Raw genomic sequence first — 18,198 nt, forward strand, 5'->3', positions numbered from 1 at the left:
CCAACATCGCACCATCCGCCCGCTGCCCCTGCATCAACCGACCCCGCGCCACCACCAACGCACACGCATCAGCCAACGACCACACCCCCGCCACATACGCCGCCGCCAACTCCCCCACCGAATGCCCCACCAGGAACGCCGGCACCACACCCCACGACTCCACCAACCGAAACAACGCCACCTCAACCGCGAACAACGCCGGCTGAGCAAACTCCGTCCGCCCCAACACCACCGCATCCGACAGCGCTTCACGCATCGGACGGCCCAGATGCCGATCCAACTCCCCCCACACCGCTTCGAGGGCCTCCCCGAACACCGGAAACACCTCAGCCAACTCCAACCCCATCCCCACCCGCTGACTCCCCTGCCCCGTGAACAGGAAGGCGAGGGCGGGGTCGGGGTGTGCCTGGCCGACGGTGAGGTCGGCGGCCGGGCGCCGTTCGGTGAGATCGGTGAGGGCGCGCAGCAGGTCGTCCCTGGTGTCGGCGACGACGGCGGCGCGGGCGGGCAGTTGGGCGCGGGCGGTGGCCAGGGTGTAGGCGAGGTCGGTGCCGGAGAGCTGCTGCTCGGGGGTGGTGAGAAGGTGCGCGTGGAGCTGGCCGGCCTGGGCGCGCAGCGCGTCCTCGTCCCGTCCGGACAGCGCGAACCGCCGTATGCCCTGGGGGACTTCCTGTGGCGCGGGGAGTGTGGGGGCGGGCGGCTGCTCGATGATGGCGTGCGCGTTGGTGCCGCTGATGCCGAAGGAGGAGACGCCGAAGCGGCGGGGCCGGTCGGGGGTGGCGGTCCAGGGCCTGGCGTCGCCGAGCGGGCGCACGGCGCCCGATGACCAGTCGACATGGGGGCTGGGCTCGTCGAGGTGGAGGGAGGCGGGCAGTTCGGCGTGCCGCATCGCCTCCACCATCTTGATGATGCCGGCGACTCCGGCGGCGGCCTGGGTGTGGCCGATGTTGGACTTGACGGAGCCGAGCCAGAGCGGCCGTTCCGGGTCGCGGCCCTGGCCGTAGGTGGCGAGCAGCGCGTGGGCCTCGATGGGGTCGCCGAGCCTGGTCCCGGTGCCATGCGCCTCGACGGCGTCCACCTCGGCGGGGGCCAGCCCGGCGTTGGCCAACGCGGCGCTGAGGCAGCGCTGTTGGGAGGGTCCGTTGGGGGCGGTCAGTCCGTTGCTGGCCCCGTCCTGGTTGACGGCGGAGCCCCGGACGACGGCCAGCACCTCGTGCCCGTTGCGCCGCGCGTCGGAGAGCCGCTCCAGCAGCAGGAGTCCGGCGCCCTCGCCCCAGCCGGTGCCGTCGGCCGCCGCGGCGAACGGCTTGCAGCGGCCGTCGGCGGCGAGGCCGCGCTGGCGGCTGAACTCGACGAACAGGTCGGGCCTGGCCATCACGGTGACGGCGCCGGCGAGCGCCAGGTCGCATTCGCCGGTGCGCAGCGCGCCGGCCGCCAGGTGCAGGGCGACCAGGGCGGAGGAGCAGGCGGTGTCGACGGTGACGGCGGGGCCCTCGAAGCCGAAGGCGTAGGAGATCCGGCCGGAGAGCACGCTGGCCGCCGCGCCGGTGGAGCGGTAGCCCTCGGCCAACGCGGCGCCCTGGGCGCCTGGTTCGGGGCTGGCCTCGGCGAGCAGCGCCGGGTAGTCTTGGCCGTTGGTGCCGGCGTAGACGGCGGTGCGGCTGCCGCGCAGCGAGTCGGGGGCGATCCCTGCGCGTTCGAGGAGTTCCCAGGTGAGTTCCAGCATCATCCGCTGTTGCGGGTCCATCGACAGGGCCTCGCGCGGGCTGATGCTGAAGAAGTCGGCGTCGAAGTCGGTGGCGGCGTCGAGGAACGCGCCCTCCCGCACATAGGAGGTGCCCGGCGTGTCGGGGTCGGGGTCGAAGAGCCCGTCGAGCTGCCAACCCCGGTCGGTGGGGAACGGGCCCATCGCGTCGGTGCCCGAGCTGACCAGCCGCCACAGGTCCTCGGGGCTGGTGACGCCGCCGGGGAAGCGGCAGCTCATGGAGACGATGACGACCGGATCGTCGTCGACGCGCGGCACCGGCGCGGCGGTGGGTGCCGGCGAGGGGTTGTGGTCGGCGAATCGTTCCCGCAGGTGGGCGGCGAGCGCGGCGGGGGTCGGGTGGTCGTAGACGACGGTGGTGGGGAGCCGCAGGTCGGTGGCCGCGTTGAGCCGGTTGCGGATCTCGACGCCGGTGAGGGAGTCGAAGCCCAGGCTCTTGAACGCGCGGCCGGGCGCGATGGCGTCGAGGTCGCTGTGGCCGAGCACGGTGGCGACCTGGCGGCGCACCAGGTCGAGGAGGACGCGGCCCGTCTCCTCCGGGGTGGCGTCGGCGAGGCGGCGGGCGAGGGCGCCGCCGGCGTGTTCGGCGCGGTCCAGGTCAGCGCGCGCGGCACGGAGTGCCCGGACCTCGGGGATGTCGTGCAGCAGCGGGCGGGTGCGGGAGGCGGTGAAGGCGAGGAAGAACCGCTCCCAGTCGATCTCCACGACGCTGACGCAGGGGTCGCCCGCGTCGACGGCCTCGGCGAGCGCGGCGACGGCGCGCTCGGGCGCCATGCCGGCGAGGCCGTGGCGGCGCAGCAGGTCGGCGACCTCGTCGCCGGCGGCCATCCCGCCGTCGGCCCAGGCGCCCCAGGCGATGGAGGTGGCGGGCAGGCCCTGGGCGTGGCGCTGCTGGGCGAGCGCGTCGAGGAACGCGTTGCCCGGGGCGTAGTTGCCCTGGCCGGGGACGCCGAGGGTGCCGGCGATGGAGGAGAAGAGAACGAACGCGTCGAGGTCCAACGCGCGCGTCAGCTCGTGGAGTTGGCGGGCGGCGCCGGCCTTGGCCGGCAGCGCGTGCGCGATCTGGTCGGGTCGGATGGTGTCGACCAGGCCGTCGTCGAGGACGGCGGCGGTGTGGACCACGGCGGTCAGCGGGTGTTCGGCGGGGACGCCGTCGATGGCGGCGGCCAGCGCTTCCCGGTCCGTGACATCGCACGCGGTGATCGTCACCCGGGCGCCCAGCGCGGCGAGTTCGGCGGTGAGTCGGTCGGCGCCCGGCGCCTCGGGGCCGCGTCGGCTGAGCAGCAGCAGATGGGCGGCGCCGGCGGCGGCCAGCCAGCGGGCGACATGGGCGCCGAGCGCGCCGGTGCCGCCGGTGACCAGGACGGTGCCGCGCGGGCGCCAGCGCGCCGACTCGGGGACGGCGCGGGCGGGGGCGCGGGTCAGGCGGCGGGCCAGGGTGCCGGCGGGGCGGAGCGCCAGCTGGTCCTCGGGCGCGTCGCCCGGACGGGCGTCGGCAGCGCGCACGCCGGCGAGCGCGGCGACCAGCCGCGCGCCGGTGGCGTCGTCGGGGGCCGGCGGCAGATCGATCAGGCCGCCCCAGCGGTCGGCGTGTTCCAGCGCGAAGACGCGGCCGAATCCCCAGATCAGGGACTGGGTCGCGGCGGCGGGCGCGGTCCCCGGGTCGGTGGCGACGGCACCCGCGGTGGCCAGCCACAGGGGGGCGGTGACGTCGGCGTCGCCGAGGGCCTGGACGAGGGCGACTGTCGCGCACAACCCGGCTGGCGCGTCCGGGTGTCGGGGGTGCGACGCCTCGTCGAGGGCGAGCAGCGACAGCACTCCGGCGGGCGGCGGCGCGCCGGCGGGCAGCGCGTCCCGCAGCAGGGCGGTGAGCGCCGCCCGGTCGGCGGTGGTGGGGACGGCGAGCGGGTGGGCGTCCGCGCCGTGGGCGGCCAGCGCCGCGATCGCGACCAGCACATGCGGGTGCTCGGCGTGGTCGGCCGGGGCGACGACCAGCCAACGGCCCTCGACGACCGGCGGCTCGGCCATCCGCGGCAGCAGCGCCCAACCGATGCGGTAGCGCGCGGAGTTGGCGTCCATGTCCCCGGTGGGACGGGCGGGCGCCGGGTCGGGCTCCAGCCAGAACCGTTCCCGTTGGAAGGCGTAGGTCGGCAGCTCGACCGGCCGCCGGGCGTGCGGGGTGGGCCAGTTGACGGGGGCGCCCAGCGTCCATGCCTCGGCGAGCGAGGCGGTGAACCGGTCGATGCCGGCGTCGTCGCGGCGCAGCGTGGCCACGACCGCGCCGCGCCGCTCCTCGGCCTGGTCGAGGGCGTCGAGGGCGTCGGAAAGACCGACGGTGAGCACCGGATGTGGGCTGACCTCGATGAACACGGTGTCGCGCACGGCGAGCAGCCCGTCGACGGCGTCCCGGAAGCGGACGGTGCCGCGCAGATTGCGGTACCAGTAGGCGTGGTCCAGCTCGGCGCCGTCGATGGGCGCGCCGGTCACCGTGGAGTGGATCGGCACGGCGGCCGAGCGTGCGGCGATGGGCGGCAGCGACGCGAGGATCTCGTCGCGGACGGCCGCCACCTGCGGGGAGTGGGAGGCGTAGTCGATGGCGACGCGCCGGGCGCGGACGCCGTCGGCCGCGCAGGCGGCCTGGAGTTCGTCCAGGGCTTCGAGGTCGCCGGAGACGACGGTGGCGCGCGGCCCGTTGAGGACGGCGACGGCGAGCCGGTCCCCCCAGGGGGCGATCCGGCGGGCGGCGTCCGCCTCGTCGGTGGCGAGCGAGGTCATGCCGCCCAGGCCACAGATGGCACGCAGTGCCTTGCCGCGCAGCGCGACCAGGCCGGCGGCCTCCTCCAGGGTGAGGGCGCCGGCGACGCAGGCGGCGGCGATCTCGCCCTGGGAGTGGCCGACGACGGCCGCCGGCTGGACGCCGTGCGCACGCCACAGCTCGGCCAGCGACACCATGACGGCGAAGAGCGCGGGCTGGACGATGTCGACCCGCTCCAGCCGTGGCGCGCCAGGCTCGGCGAGCACGTCGAGCAGCGACCAGCCGACATGGGGCGCGAGCGCGTCGGCGCACTCCCGCATCCTGGCGGCGAACACCGGCGACTGGTCGAGGAGTTCGACGGCCATGCCGGCCCACTGCGAGCCCTGCCCCGGGAAGACGAAGACGATCCCGGCGTCCGGCAGCACCTCGCCCCGCACCAGGCCCACGGTGTCCATGCCGGCGTCGGAGGCGAGGGCGTCCAGCGCGTAGGCGCCGCTGAGCAGCGCGGCCCGGTGTTCGAACGTGGCCCGGGTCGTGGTCAGCGCATGGGCGATCTCGGTGGGCCGCAGCTCGGGGCGGGCGGCGAGGTGGGCGCGCAGCCGCTCGGCCTGGGCGTCGAGCGCGCGCGGGGTCCTGGCCGACAGCAGCCAGGGCGCGGGCCCCGCGTCGACCGGGGGCTGTGGCTCGGGCTCGGCGGCGGTGGGGAGTTCGATGATGGCGTGCGCGTTGGTGCCGCTGATCCCGAACGAGGAGACGGCGGCCCGACGCGGCCGGTCCCCCCTGGCGGGCCAGGGGACCTCCTCGGTGAGCAGCCGCACCGCGCCCGACTCCCAGTCCACATGGGAGGACGGCTCATCGATATGGAGGGTGCGCGGCAGGGTGCCATGGCGCATCGCCTCGATCATCTTGATGACGCCGGCGACACCGGAAGCGGCCTGGGTGTGGCCGATGTTGGACTTCAACGACCCCAACCACAGCGGTTGTTCGGCCGACCGCTGCTGCCCGTAGGTGGCCAGCAGCGCCTGCGCCTCGATCGGGTCGCCGAGCGCGGTGCCGGTGCCGTGCGCCTCGACGGCGTCCACCTCGCTGGCGGTCAGCCCGGCGGCGCTCAACGCGGCGCGGATCACCCGCTGTTGGGAGGGCCCGTTGGGGGCGGTCAGTCCGTTGCTGGCCCCGTCCTGGTTGACGGCCGAGCCACGCACCACGGCGAGCACGGGGTGCCCGTTGCGGCGCGCGTCGGAGAGCCGCTCCAGCAGCAGCATGCCCACGCCCTCGGCCCACGCCGTGCCGTCCGCCGCCTCGGCGAACGGCTTGCAGCGGCCGTCGGGCGCCAGGCCGCGCTGCCGGCTGAACTCCACAAACGTCGAAGGGGTCGCCATCACCGCCACACCGCCGGCCAGCGCCATCGCGCATTCGCCGGTGCGCAGCGACTGAGCCGCCAGGTGCAGCGCCACCAGGGACGACGAACACGCCGTGTCCACCGTGACGGCCGGACCCTCAAGCCCGAAGGTGTAGGCCACCCGGCCCGAGGCCACGCTGCCGGTGTTGCCGGTGAGGAGGTGCCCCTCGAAGCCGTCGGGCGCGACCGGCAGCCGAGCGGCGTAGTCGTGGTACATCAGCCCGGTGAAGACGCCGGTGGCACTGCCACGCACCGACGCTGGGTCGATCCCCGCCCGCTCGAACGTCTCCCAGGACGTCTCCAACAGCAACCGCTGCTGCGGATCCATGGCGAGGGCCTCACGCGGCGAGATCCCGAAGAACCCCGCGTCGAACTCGGCCGCCCCGTCGAGGAACCCGCCCTCCCGGACATAGGAGGTGCCCAGCCGCTCCGGGTCCGGATCGTAGAGCGCCGCCACATCCCAGCCCCGGTCCGTGGGGAACGGGCCGACCGCGTCGACCCCGTCGGCCACCAGCCGCCACAGCGCCTCCGGCGAGTCCACGCCACCCGGGTAGCGGCACGCCATCCCGACGATCACCACCGGATCGTCGGCATCGACCGCCCTGGCGGGCGCCAAGGCCGTGGCGGGAGTCCGCTCGGGCACCAGCAGGGACTCCAGCAGCGCGGCGAGCGAGGCCGGCGTGGGATGGTCGAAGACGGCGGTGGACGGCAGCCGCAACCCCGTCACCGCGTTCAGCCGGTTCCGCAGCTCCAGGCCGATCAGCGAGTCGAACCCCAACTCCTTGAACGCGCGCCCCGGATCGACGGAGGACGCGCCGCCACGCCGCAGCACCAGCGCCGCCTGCTCCCGCACCAACGCGAGGAGCGCGGCGCGGCGTTCGTCGGCCGGCAGCGCGGCCAGCGAGCCGGCGAGCCCGCCGCCCGGCGCGGCCAGCGCCGGCCGCGCGGGCGCGGCGGACCGCACCAACCGGCGGAGCACCATGGGCACTTCGTCGCCCGCCGGCACCGTCGGGTGCAGCGCCACGGCGACGGCGACCGGGCCGTCGAAGGCGGCAGCCGCGTCGAAGAGGGCGAGGCCGGTGGCCGAATCCAGCGGCGCGATGCCGCTTCTGGCCATCCGCGCCACATCGGTGCCGCTCATCTCGCCGGTCAGCCCGCTGCGTTCGGCCCACAGGCCCCACGCCAGCGAGACGGCGGGCAGCCCGAGCGCCGCGCGGTGCGCGGCGAGCCCGTCCAGGAAGGCGTTCGCCGCAGCGTAGTTGGCCTGACCGGCGCCGCCGATGGTGCCGATCACGGAGGAGAAGAGAACGAAGGCGGTGAGCGGCTGCTCGCGGGTCAGCTCGTGCAGATGCCAGGCGGCGTCCGCCTTGGGCCGCAGCACCCGGGCCAACCGCTCGGGCGTCAACGAGCCGAGGACCCCGTCGTCCAACACCCCCGCCGTGTGGATCACGGCGGACAGCCGGCGGCCGGCGAGCAGCGCGGCCAGCGCGTCCCGGTCGGCGACATCGCAGGCCGCGTGCTCCACCCGGGCGCCGAACGCCGAAAGCTCCTCGGCGAACGCGTCGGCGCCCGGCGCCTCCGCGCCTCTGCGGGAGACCAACAGCAGGTCGCGGACGCCCCGTTCGGCCACCAGATGGCGGGCCAGCAGCCGGCCGAGGGTGCCGGAGCCGCCGGTGATCAGCACGCTCCCATCGGCCTCGGCGAACGGAGCGGAACCGGCCGCCGGCGGCAGCGGCTCGGCCACCGCGAGCCGAGGGGCCGTCAGCACGCCGTCTCTGCGGGCGAGTTGCGGCTCCCCCGTGGCGACGGCGGCCAGGACCGACGGATCGGCCAGCGGATCCCCTTGGGTGTCGACGTCCAACAGGGTGAAACGGTCGGGGTGTTCGGTCCCCGCCGAACGCACAAGCCCCCAGACGGCGGAGGCCACCGGGTCCACCTCGGCCGGGTCCTCGCCGACCGGCATCGCGCCGCCGGTGACCACGACCAGCCGCCGTTCCTCGTTCGCCGGATCGGCCAGCCACTCCCCCAGGGTCGCCAACGCCCGTGCGGTGACGGTGTGCAGGGCGTCCGGATGGTGCGGCCCCCGGAAGTCGACGGTCACGGCGGCCGGGGCCGGCGCGGTGGCCGGGCCGTGCGACAGCGGCTCCCAGACGAGACGGTGCAGGCCGCCGCCAGCGGCGGTGGGGGCCGGCCGGAGCGGTCCTTCGGTGGCGCGCAGCCGCAGCGCCTCGACGTCGGCCACCGGGTTCCCGTACCGGTCGTGCGCGGAAAGGGAGACATCGCCGCTCTCCGCGCGGCGCAGCCGCACCCGGAGCGCGGACGCGCCCGAGGCGTGCAGGGTGACGCCCCGCCACGCGAAGGGCAGGCGGCAGACGCCCTGTTCGCCGACGAGGACGTCCTCGGCCAGCGCGTGCAGGGCCGCGTCGAGCAGCGCCGGGTGGAGGGCGAACCCGTCGACGCCGGTGGCGGCCTCGGGCAGCTCCACCTCGGCGAACAGCTCGTCGCCGTGCCGCCAGGCGGCGCGCAGCCCACGGAACGCCGGCCCATAGCCGAAGCCGCCCGCCGTGAGGTGCGCATACAGGCCGTCCGCGCCAAGCGGTTCGGCGCCGGCGGGCGGCCAGGGGGTGACCGGCGCCGAGGGCGCGGGAGTCGGGGGCGCGAGGGAGCCGGCGGCGTGCCGCGTCCAGGCCGACGCGTCGGCGGCGCGGCCATGCAGGCTCACGGCGCGCCGCCCGTCCTCCTCCGGCGGGCCGACGATCAGCTGAACGTGGACGCCGCCCTGCTCGGGCAGCAACAGCGGTGCCTCAAGGGTGAGTTCCTCGACCTGGCCGCAGCCCACCTGATCCCCGGCGTGCACGGCCAGCTCCAGCATCGCCGTGCCGGGCAGCAGCACCGTCCCGTTCACCGCGTGGTCAACCAACCAGGGATGCGCCCGCCGGGAAAGGCTGCCGGTCAGCAGATACCCGTCACCGTCCGCCAGTTCGACGGCGGCGCCCAGCAGCGGGTGCGCGGTGCCGCGCAGGCCCAGGCCGTCCACGGAGCCGAAGGACCCACCGTCGGCGTCCAGCCAGTACCGCTTCCGCTGGAACGGGTACGTCGGCACATCGACCTGCCGACCACCGGCCAACACCCGCTCCCAGGCGACCGGAACACCCCGCGTCCACGCCTCGGCCAGCGAGGTCAGGAACCGGTCCAGGCCGCCCTCACCACGACGCAGCGTGCCCACCGCAGGCGCGTCCTCGATCGCCATCGTCAACACCGGATGCGCACTGACCTCGACAAACACGGCATGGCCCGCCGCCACCACCGCCTCATCGAACCGCACCCGGCTGCGGAGGTTGGTGAACCAGTACTCGGCATCCAACTCGGCCGTCTCGACGAGTTGGCCGGTCACCGTCGAGTAGAAAGGTATGGACCCCGCACACGGCTCCACCCCGGCCAGATCGGACAGCAGGCGTTCGCGCAGGCCCTCCACCTGAGCGGAGTGCGACGCATAGTCCACGGGAACCCTGCGGGCTCGCACCTCCTCCGCCTCGCAGGCGGCCAACAGCTCATCCAGCGCGGCCCGTTCACCCGACACCACCGTCGCCGACGGACCATTCACCACCGCCACGGACAGCCGCTCACCCCACCGAGCGATCCGCCGCTCGACAACGCTCACCGGCTCAACCACCGACACCATCCCACCCCGACCCGACAACACCTCACCAATCACCCGAGACCGCAACGCCACCACCCGCGCACCATCCACCAACGACAACCCACCAGCCACCACCGCAGCCGCTATCTCCCCCTGAGAATGACCAATCACGGCGGCCGGCTCCACCCCGTACTCCCGCCACACCTCCGCAAGCGACACCATCACCGCCCACAACACCGGCTGCACCACATCAACCCGCCCCAACCACGCATCGTCACCAGACCGCACCACCTCCACCAACGACCACTCCACCCAACGCGACAGCGCCTCCCCACACTCCTCAAAACGCGCAGCGAACACCGAAGAAACGTCAAGCAGTTCAGCCGCCATCCCCAACCACTGCGAACCCTGACCCGGGAACACAAACACCGCCCGACCCGCACCAGGAGCCACCGCGCCACGCACCACCTCGGAACCCAACACCACCGCCCGCTCACCCAACGCGGCCCGCCCCTTCGCCAACGACCACCCCACATCCACCGAAGAACCCAACCCCCGCACCCGCTCCACCAGCGCGTCCACCGCACCCGCATCCGCACCCGACACCACCAACGGCACCACCGGCAGCTCCGTAACCGCCGGGTCGGGCTCCACCACCGGCGCCTGCTCAATCAACAGATGCGCATTGGTCCCGCTGACGCCGAAGGACGAGATGGCCGCCCGACGCGGCCGGTCGCCCGCCGGCCAGTCGACCTCCTCGGTCAGCAGCCGCACCGCCCCCGACTCCCAGTCCACATGCGACGACGGCTCATCCACATGCAACGTGCGCGGCAACACCCCATGCCGCATCGCCTGCACCATCTTGATCACACCACCGACACCCGCCGCCGCCTGCGCATGACCGATATTCGACTTCAACGACCCCAACCACAACGGCCGTTCCGCCGACCGCTCCTGCCCATACGTCGCCAACAGCGCCTGCGCCTCGATCGGATCACCGAGGGTGGTGCCCGTGCCATGCGCCTCCACCGCGTCCACCTCGGCCGCCGACCACCCCGCACCCGCCAACGCCGCCCGAATCACCCGCTGTTGAGCCAGACCACTCGGCGCCGTCAGACCGTTGCTCGCCCCGTCCTGGTTCACCGCCGACCCGCGAACCACCGCCAACACCCGCTGGCCGTCCCGCCGGGCGTCCGCGAGGCGGCGCAGCACCAGCACTCCGACGCCCTCGGCCCAACCCGTGCCGTCCGCCGCCTCCGCGAACGCCTTGCAGCGGCCGTCGGGCGACAGCCCCCGCTGCCGGCTGAACTCCACGAACATGCCGGGCGTCGACATCACCGTCACGCCGCCGGCGAGGGCCATCGCGCATTCGCCGTTGCGCAGCGACTGAGCCGCCAGGTGCAGCGCCACCAGGGACGACGAACACGCCGTGTCCACCGTCACCGCCGGGCCCTCAAGCCCGAAGGTGTAGGCGATCCGGCCCGAGGCGACGCTGGGGGTGATCCCCGTCAGGCGGTGGCCGCCGATCTCGTCGGTGGACTCGTGCAGACGGGGGCCGTAGTCCTGAGCGGTGGCGCCGATGAAGACGCCGACGTCCCGGCCGCGCAGCGACCGCGGATCGATACCGGCCCGCTCGAACGTCTCCCAGGACGTTTCCAACAGCAACCGCTGCTGCGGATCCATCGCCAGGGCCTCACGCGGCGAGATCCCGAACAGCTCGGCGTCGAACTCGGCCGCGCCGTCGAGGAATCCGCCCTCCCGCACGGCGGCGCCTTCGAGGCGTTCCAGGTCCCAGCCCCGGTCGATGGGGAACGGCGCGACCGCGTCGCCGCCCTCGGCGACCAGCCGCCACAGCGCCTCCGGCGAGTCCACGCCGCCCGGGTAGCGGCAGCCCATCGCCACGATCGCGATCGGCTCGTCGGCGGCCGGGATTCGTGCCCGGGGCGCGGCGGGTTGGGCCGCGCCGTTGGCCAGGTAGTCCGCGAGCGCGGCGGGCGTCGGGTAGTCGAAGAGGACGGTGCTGGGCAGCGGGTGGCGGGCGTCGGTGGCGAGCCGGTCGCGGAGTTCGACGGCCATGAAGGAGTCGAAGCCCAGATCGCGGAAGGTGGCGCCGTCCACCACGGCGTCCGCCGAAGCGTGCCCGAGGACGGCGGCGGTCTCCTGCCTGACCCTGGTCAGCGCGTCGAAGCCCACCGCGACGTCCATCTCAACGCCCGTAGCGGGCGCCGGTGTTGGGTCCACAGTGGGAAGAGCGGCGCCGCCGGCCGGGAGCCAGTGGCGGTCCCGTTGGAAGGCGTAGGTGGGCAGCGGCACCCGGCGGGGCGCGCGGTCCTCGGCGAAGGGGAAGGCGGACCAGTCGAGCGCCTGGCCGCGTGCGTGGAGGCGGGCGGCGGCCGTGGCCGCGGTCTCCGGCTCCGGCTGGTCGGCGCGGAGCAGCGGGACGAACGCGGCCCCCGCGTCGTCGGGGAGGCAGGCGCGGCCGAGAGCGGAGAGCACGGCGCCGGGGCCGAGTTCGAGGAAGACGCGGGCGCCGGCCGTGTGGGCGTGGCGGACTCCGTCGGCGAACCTGACGGGCCTTCTGGCCTGGTCGACCCAGTACTCGGGGGTGGTGATCGCGTGCGGGTCGGCCGGTTCGCCGGTGAGGTCGGAGATCAGCGGCAGCCGGGGGGCGTGGAAGGCGAGGCCGGCGGCGATCTCGCCGAACTCGGCGAGCATGCCGTCCAGATGGGGCGAGTGGAAGGCGTGCGAGGTGGTGAGGCGTTTGGTGCGACGGCCACGTTCGCGCCAGTGAACGGCGATCCGGGTCACGGTCTCCGCGTCGCCCGAGATCACCACGGCGTTCGGGCCGTTGACGGCGGCGAGCGCCGTGTGGTGCTCCTCGCTGGCGAGGCTGGCGCGTATCTCGTCCTCGGTCGCCTCGATGGCGACCATCTCGCCGTCGTCGCGTTGCGCCTGCATCAGCCGTCCGCGCGCGGTGACCAGGTGGGCGGCGTCGGCGAGGGAGAGGACGCCGGCGGCGTGGGCGGCGCTGACGCCGCCCACGGAGTGGCCGAGGAGCGCGTCGGGGGTGAGGCCCCAGGAGGTGACGAGGTGGAACAGGCCGGTTTCCAGGGCGAAGAGGGCCGGCTGGGCGTATTCGGTGCGGTCCAGGGAGTCGGGGTGGTCGGCGATCACCTGTTGGACGGGCCGGTCGAGGTGGTGGTCGACGGCGGCGCAGGCGGCGTCGTAGGCGGTGCGGAACGTCGCCGACGCGGCGCGCAACTCCAGGCCCATGCCTGCGCGTTGGCTGCCCTGCCCGGTGAACAGCAGGCCGAGGCCGGCGGGTTCGGCGGCGGTGTCGGTGACCAGGCCGGGGGCCGGCCGCCCCTCGGCGAGGGCGGTGGCCGCCCGTGCGGCGTCCGCGCGGTCGGCGGCGACCAGGACGGCGCGGTGCGGCAGGTGGGTGCGCGCGGTGGCGAGGGTGTGGGCGATGTCCCCGGCGGGCTGGTCGGGGTGGGCGGCCAGATGGTCGGCGAGGCGGGCGGCCTGGGCGCGCAGCGCGGCCGGTGAGGCGGCGGAGAGCGGCCAGGGCACGGGGCCCGGCGTGGCGTCGCCGCGGGGCTCTTCCGCCGGTTCGGTGGGGGGCGCCGCGGCCAGCACCAGATGGCAGTTGACGCCGCCCATGCCGAAGGAGCTGACCCCGGCGACGGGTGCCCGCCGGTCGTCATCGTCGTCGGTGGGTAGGCGGGACAGCGCGGTGGGGACGCGCAGGTTCAGCGTTTCGAGGGGGATGTCGGGGTGCGGGGTGGCGAAGTTGAGGCTGGGGGGTATCGCGCGGTGGCGCAGCGACAGCAGGGCCTTGAGCAGCCCCGCGACGCCGGCGGCGCCTTCGAGGTGGCCGATGTTGGTCTTCACGGAGCCGACCGGCAGCGGCGCGTCGGCCGGGCGTGCCGCGCCGAGCGCGGCGCCCAGCGCTGCGGCCTCGACGGGGTCGCCGGCGCGGGTGCCGGTGCCGTGCAGCTCGACATAGGCGACGTCGGTCGGGGCGACGCCGGCGCGGCGGTGTGCCCTTTGGACGCAGTCCTGTTGGGCGCGCTGTCGGGGCAGGGTGAGTCCGTCGCCGCCGCCGTCGTTGTTGACGGCGCTGCCGAGGATGACGCCGTGCACGGTGTCGCCGTCGGCGAGCGCGGCGGCCAGCGGCTTGAGGACGACGAGGCCGCCGCCCTCGCCCCGCACATAGCCGTCGGCCCGTTCGTCGAAGGTGTGGCAGCGGCCGGTGGGCGAGAGGGCGCCGAAGGCGCGGACGCCGAGGGCGGTCTCCTCGGCGAGGTTGAGGTGGACGCCGCCGGCGATGGCCAGCGTGGACTCGCCGGCGCGCAGGCTGAGGCAGGCCTGGTGGACGGCGACCAGGGAGGACGACTGGCCGGTGTCGACGGCCATGCTGGGGCCCGTCAGGCCCAGGGTGTGGGAGAGGCGGTTGGCGATCAGGGCCCGGTGCGTGCCGGTCGCCGTGTGGTGGGTGGCGGCGTCGGGGCCGAGGCGGTGCAGCAGCGCCGCGTAGTCGTCGGCGTCCGAGCCCACGAAGACGCCGACATCGCCGCCGGCGAGTGCGGCGGGGGTGATGCCGGCGTTCTCCAGGGCCTCCCAGCCGAGTTCGAGGGCGAGCCGCTGCTGCGGGTCGAGCGTGGCGGCCTCGCGCGGGCTGATGCCGAAGAACGCGGCGTCGAAGCGGTCGGGGGCCTCCAGATAGCCGCCGGGGCCCAACCCGGGGCGGTCGGCCGGGGGTTGGCCCACGGCGCTGCGACCATCGCGCAGCAGGCGCCAGAGGGCGTCCGGATCCGGGGCCCCCGGCAGCCGGCACGCCAGCCCCACCACGGCGACGGCTTCCCCCGAAATGCCGTCCCCCCGCATAGAATTGCCCGACGTTACGGTCATGTCAGCCCCCGTATGACCCCACGTGTGCGCTGCTCGGGAGGTCGCCCGAACAGGTTCTGCCAGGCATCCTAACCAGTTCCCCCGTGCGGGGTTCGACGTTTACCGGCTCCTTCGGTGCGGCGCGCGGCCCTGTCCTACGCGATGTCCTACGCGATCCGGACGTGCCCCGGCGCCGGACGCGCCGGACGGAGGTCGGGGGCGGTCCCGGCGAGCAACGGGTGGGCGGCGACGGCCTCCTCAAGGGCGGCGAGGCCGTGGCGGACGAGGGGGTGGGCGCGGCTGCCGCTGCGTACGCAGCTGAGGATGCGGCGGGCCAGTCCTCGTTCGCCGGCGATGGGGACGCGGACCACGCGGTGGCTGGGCGGGAACTCGGCGAGCCGGGGGAAGAGCGAGATGCCCAGGCCGTGGCTGATCAGCGACGAGATGGCGTACCACTCCTTGACGGAGTGGACCACGCGCGGGGTGAAGCCGGCGACGGCGCAGAAGACCAGCACCCGCTGGTGGTGGTCGCAGGTGCCGGGCGCGGGCAACACCCAGTCCTCGTCGGCGAGTTCCTCCAGGGCGACGGAGGAACGGGTGGCCAGCGGGTGGTCGGCGCCGACCATCAGGTCCAACGGGTCGTCGACCAGCGGCAGTTGGTCGAACCGTGCGTCTCCCTGGTCGGGGAAGTCGGCTGAGGGGGCGAGCAGCGCGATATCGGCGTGGGTGGACATCAGCATGTCGAAGCCGTCGACCGTCTCGCATTCGGCGACCTGGACGCGGAGCCCCGGGTGGGTCCTGGCGAGCAGCGCGACGGCCGGGGTGATCAGGTTGGCCACCGCGCTGGGGAACCCGCACATGCGCAGGAGGCCCGCCTCTCCGGCGCGGTAGGACTCCAGGGCCGACTCGGCCTCCTCCCAGCCGGCGAGCAGCCGGTCGCCGTGTTCGATCACCAGATGCGCGGCACCGGTGAGCCGGATGCGGCGCCCCTGCGGTTCGACCAGCCGGACCCGCAACTCCTTGGCCAGTTCCCGCAGATGGTGGGAGACGGCGGAGGGGGTGAGATGGAGTGCGGCAGCCGCGGCCGTCACCGTTCCGTGCTGGTGGACGGCCCTGAGCACCTGAACTCGCCGCAGATCAATCATACAGTCATTTTGCACATACGACCGGGGAAACGTGCAATGGACGTACACGGTTGCCCCGGCCAGACTTTCCCCATGACCACGACGATCCCCACGGCGAGCACGCCGACCAACCCCGAGGACCAGTCGCCCGCCGCCACCGAACTCTCCCGGCACGCCACCAGCGAGGGCACCGTCAGCTGGAGCCGCTGCGCCTGCGGACGGCTCCGGATGGCACTCACCCCGCAAGCCCCGGCGGCTCCGGCGGCCCCGGCAGCTCCGACGGCTTCCGGCCCCACCCTCACCGCCGGCGCGCGCACCCCCGGCTGCCCGCTCTGCGACTGAGCGCTCAGCCCCTCCGGCCCGGCCACCAGGTGCGGTCGCCCAACAGCGTGACGAACGCCGGCACCTGGAGCGAACGCACCAGCAGGGTGTCCACCAGGACGCCGATCGCCACCGCGATGCCGACCTCGGCCACCGTCACATCCGGGATCTGTCCCAGCGCCGCGAACGTGCCCGCCAGCACCAGTCCGGCCGCGGTGATCACCCCGCCCGTCGCGGTGACGCCCCGCCGCACCGCCTCCGTGTTCGGCACCTGCCGCCGCTCCTCCCGGATCCGCTCCATCAGGAAGATCGTGTAGTCCACGCCCAGCGCCACCAGGAACACGAAGATATAGACGAACAGGTCGGCGGCCACCCCGCCGAAGCCGAGGACATGCGTGAACACCAGCGTGGCCAGGCCCAACGAGGCAGCGAACGACAGCACGTTGGCGGCCATCAGCACCAGCGGCGCGACCAACGACCGCAGCAGCAGCGCCAGCACCAGGGTGACGGCCAGCAGGACGAGCGGCACGATCCGCTTGGTGTCGGCCAACGCCGCGTCCCGGTAGTCCTGTTGGACCGCCGGCATCCCGCCGACCAGCACCCCGTCGGACACCTCCGCCAGCTCGGCGCGGAGCGTGTCGACGGCCGAACCGGCCTCGTTCCCATAGGGGTCGACGGCGAGCTCGACGCGCAGCGTGGGCCGCCCCGCCACCTCGTCGCCCGCCGAGACGCCGGCGACCCTGGCGTCATCCGCGACCACCCGCCCGGCGCGTTCCAGCAGGTCGTCGTCGGCGCCCGGCGGCAGCACCACGGTCAGCGGCGCCGCCACGCCGTCGGGGAAGTGCGCGGCCAACACCTCCTGCCCGGCGACCGATTCGGCGCCCGGCGGCACCTTGTCCACCGGATCGGCGCTCACCCGCAGCCCGGTCAGCCCCCACACGGCCAGCGCCAGCCCCGCCGTGACCAGCAGCGCGTACCGGCGGGGCCGGCGCACCACGGCCCGCCCCACCGCGCCCCAGAGACGGTGCCGGTCGGTGCCGGCCGGCCGGCCGGGACGCGGCGCCCGCGGCCACAGCAGCCACCGCCCGCCGCAGAGCAGCAGCGCGGGGAGCAGCGTCAGCATCGCCGGCATCGCCACCGCGACGCCGGCCGCCGCGACCGGCCCGAGCCCGCGCAACCCGGCCAGGTCGGCGACCAGCAGACAGAGCAGGCCGGCGATCACCGTGCCGGCGCTGGCCAGGATCGCGGGCGTGGTGCGGCGCAGCGCCTCGGCCATCGCCTCGTGCCGGTCGGTGACCTGGGCCAACTCCTCCCGGTAGCGGTTGAGCAGCAGCAGCGCGTAGTCCGTCGCCGTCCCGAAGACCAGGACGATCAGGATCGCCGACGACAGCTCCGTCACGGCCAGCCCCGCCTCGGCCAGGCCGTAGGCGACGCCCCTGGCCGTCAACACCGCGACCAGCGCGGCGAACAGCGGCACCAGCCACAGCACCGGGCTGCGGTAGGTGAGCAGCAGCAGCGCGGCGACGATCGCCATGGAGGTGAGCAGCAGCGGCGTGTCCACGTCCCCGCCGCTGTTGTCCACGCCGAGGGCGGCCTCGCCCGCCACCCGCGCCGTGAGACCGGCCGGCCGTTCGCGCTCCGCCAGCAGGGACCGCAGCGCGGCGACCGCCTCGTCGACGGTGTCGTCGCCGGCCTCCGCCGGCTGGACCACCACGGGGAAGAGCGCTGCCCGCCCGTCGTCCGACAGCCGCACGGGGCCCGGCGCGCCCGCCCCCTCCACGGGCGCGCCGGCCACCGCCGCCAGATCCGCCTCGACGGCCCGGCGGTCCTCGACCGTCAGCCCGGCCCCGTCCTCCCTGCTGTGCACCACCAGGGCGGTCTCCGCGTCCGGATGCTCGGGGTCGGGCTCGGCCAGCCTGGCCACCTCGCTCGATTCGAACCCCGACGGCAGATAGGCGGCCGAGTCGTCCCGCAGCACCTCGTCCAGGTTCGCGGCGAACGAGGTCGCCAACGCGGCCAGCGCCAACCAGGCGATCAGCAGCGGCCATTTGGCGCGGCGCAGCAGCCGGCCGAGACGGCTGGTGGCGGGGGCGGGAGCGGGGGCTGGATCGGTCATGCCCCCATTGGGCCCGCCGCGCCCGGTCCCCGGCATCGCCGAGGGGGACGCACCCAGGCCGCGCGCTCTCACTCCCGAGGACCAGCCGGGGGCGACGGGGGCACTCCCGGGAGTGAGGCGGAGCGGCGCGCCCTCCGCATAGGCTCGCGGTACCGAACCGAACGGAACCGCCGCCCGGATCGGTG

At 74.7% G+C, this 18,198-nt stretch carries 4 protein-coding genes (1 of these 4 cut by a window edge); 1 reads left to right on the plus strand and 3 read right to left on the minus strand.

The features are described from left to right. Nucleotides 1-14,413: the 5' portion of an SDR family NAD(P)-dependent oxidoreductase gene (locus K4G22_RS31780; protein WP_322785076.1), read on the minus strand. Its footprint begins 7,646 nt before the window's first position; the window shows 14,413 of its 22,059 coding nt (coding positions 1-14,413); its start codon is at nt 14,411-14,413; its stop codon lies beyond the left edge, outside the window. A gap of 206 nt (nt 14,414-14,619) precedes the next feature. Further along, complete coding sequence (locus K4G22_RS06705; RefSeq protein WP_228078820.1) at nt 14,620-15,597, minus strand: LysR family transcriptional regulator; 978 nt, start codon at nt 15,595-15,597, stop codon at nt 14,620-14,622. Between the two features lie 72 nt (nt 15,598-15,669). On the opposite strand from K4G22_RS06705, the gene K4G22_RS06710 reads away from it, so the two are divergent. Next, on the plus strand, nt 15,670-15,918 hold the full coding sequence (locus K4G22_RS06710) for a hypothetical protein (RefSeq protein ID WP_228078821.1): 249 nt from the start codon (nt 15,670-15,672) through the stop codon (nt 15,916-15,918). Between the two features lie 4 nt (nt 15,919-15,922). Here K4G22_RS06710 and K4G22_RS06715 read toward each other — a convergent pair whose 3' ends face one another. Continuing rightward, the gene (locus tag K4G22_RS06715; protein WP_228078823.1) at nt 15,923-18,013 is read right to left on the minus strand and encodes an MMPL family transporter; all 2,091 of its coding nucleotides are present in this window, start codon (nt 18,011-18,013) and stop codon (nt 15,923-15,925) included. Nucleotides 18,014-18,198: the final 185 nt, after the last annotated feature.

Origin of the sequence: Streptomyces profundus, from assembly GCF_020740535.1 — a bacterium.
In the GTDB taxonomy this organism is placed as follows: Bacteria; Actinomycetota; Actinomycetes; order Streptomycetales; family Streptomycetaceae; genus Streptomyces; species Streptomyces profundus.

What these genes read in the sequence shown, in the direction of transcription:
- K4G22_RS06715 (WP_228078823.1), bottom strand. Translation starts at nt 18,013, where the DNA reads ATGACCGATCCAGCCCCCGCTCCCGCCCCCGCCACCAGCCGTCTCGGC.
- K4G22_RS06705 (WP_228078820.1), bottom strand. Translation starts at nt 15,597, where the DNA reads ATGATTGATCTGCGGCGAGTTCAGGTGCTCAGGGCCGTCCACCAGCAC.
- K4G22_RS06710 (WP_228078821.1), top strand. Translation starts at nt 15,670, where the DNA reads ATGACCACGACGATCCCCACGGCGAGCACGCCGACCAACCCCGAGGAC.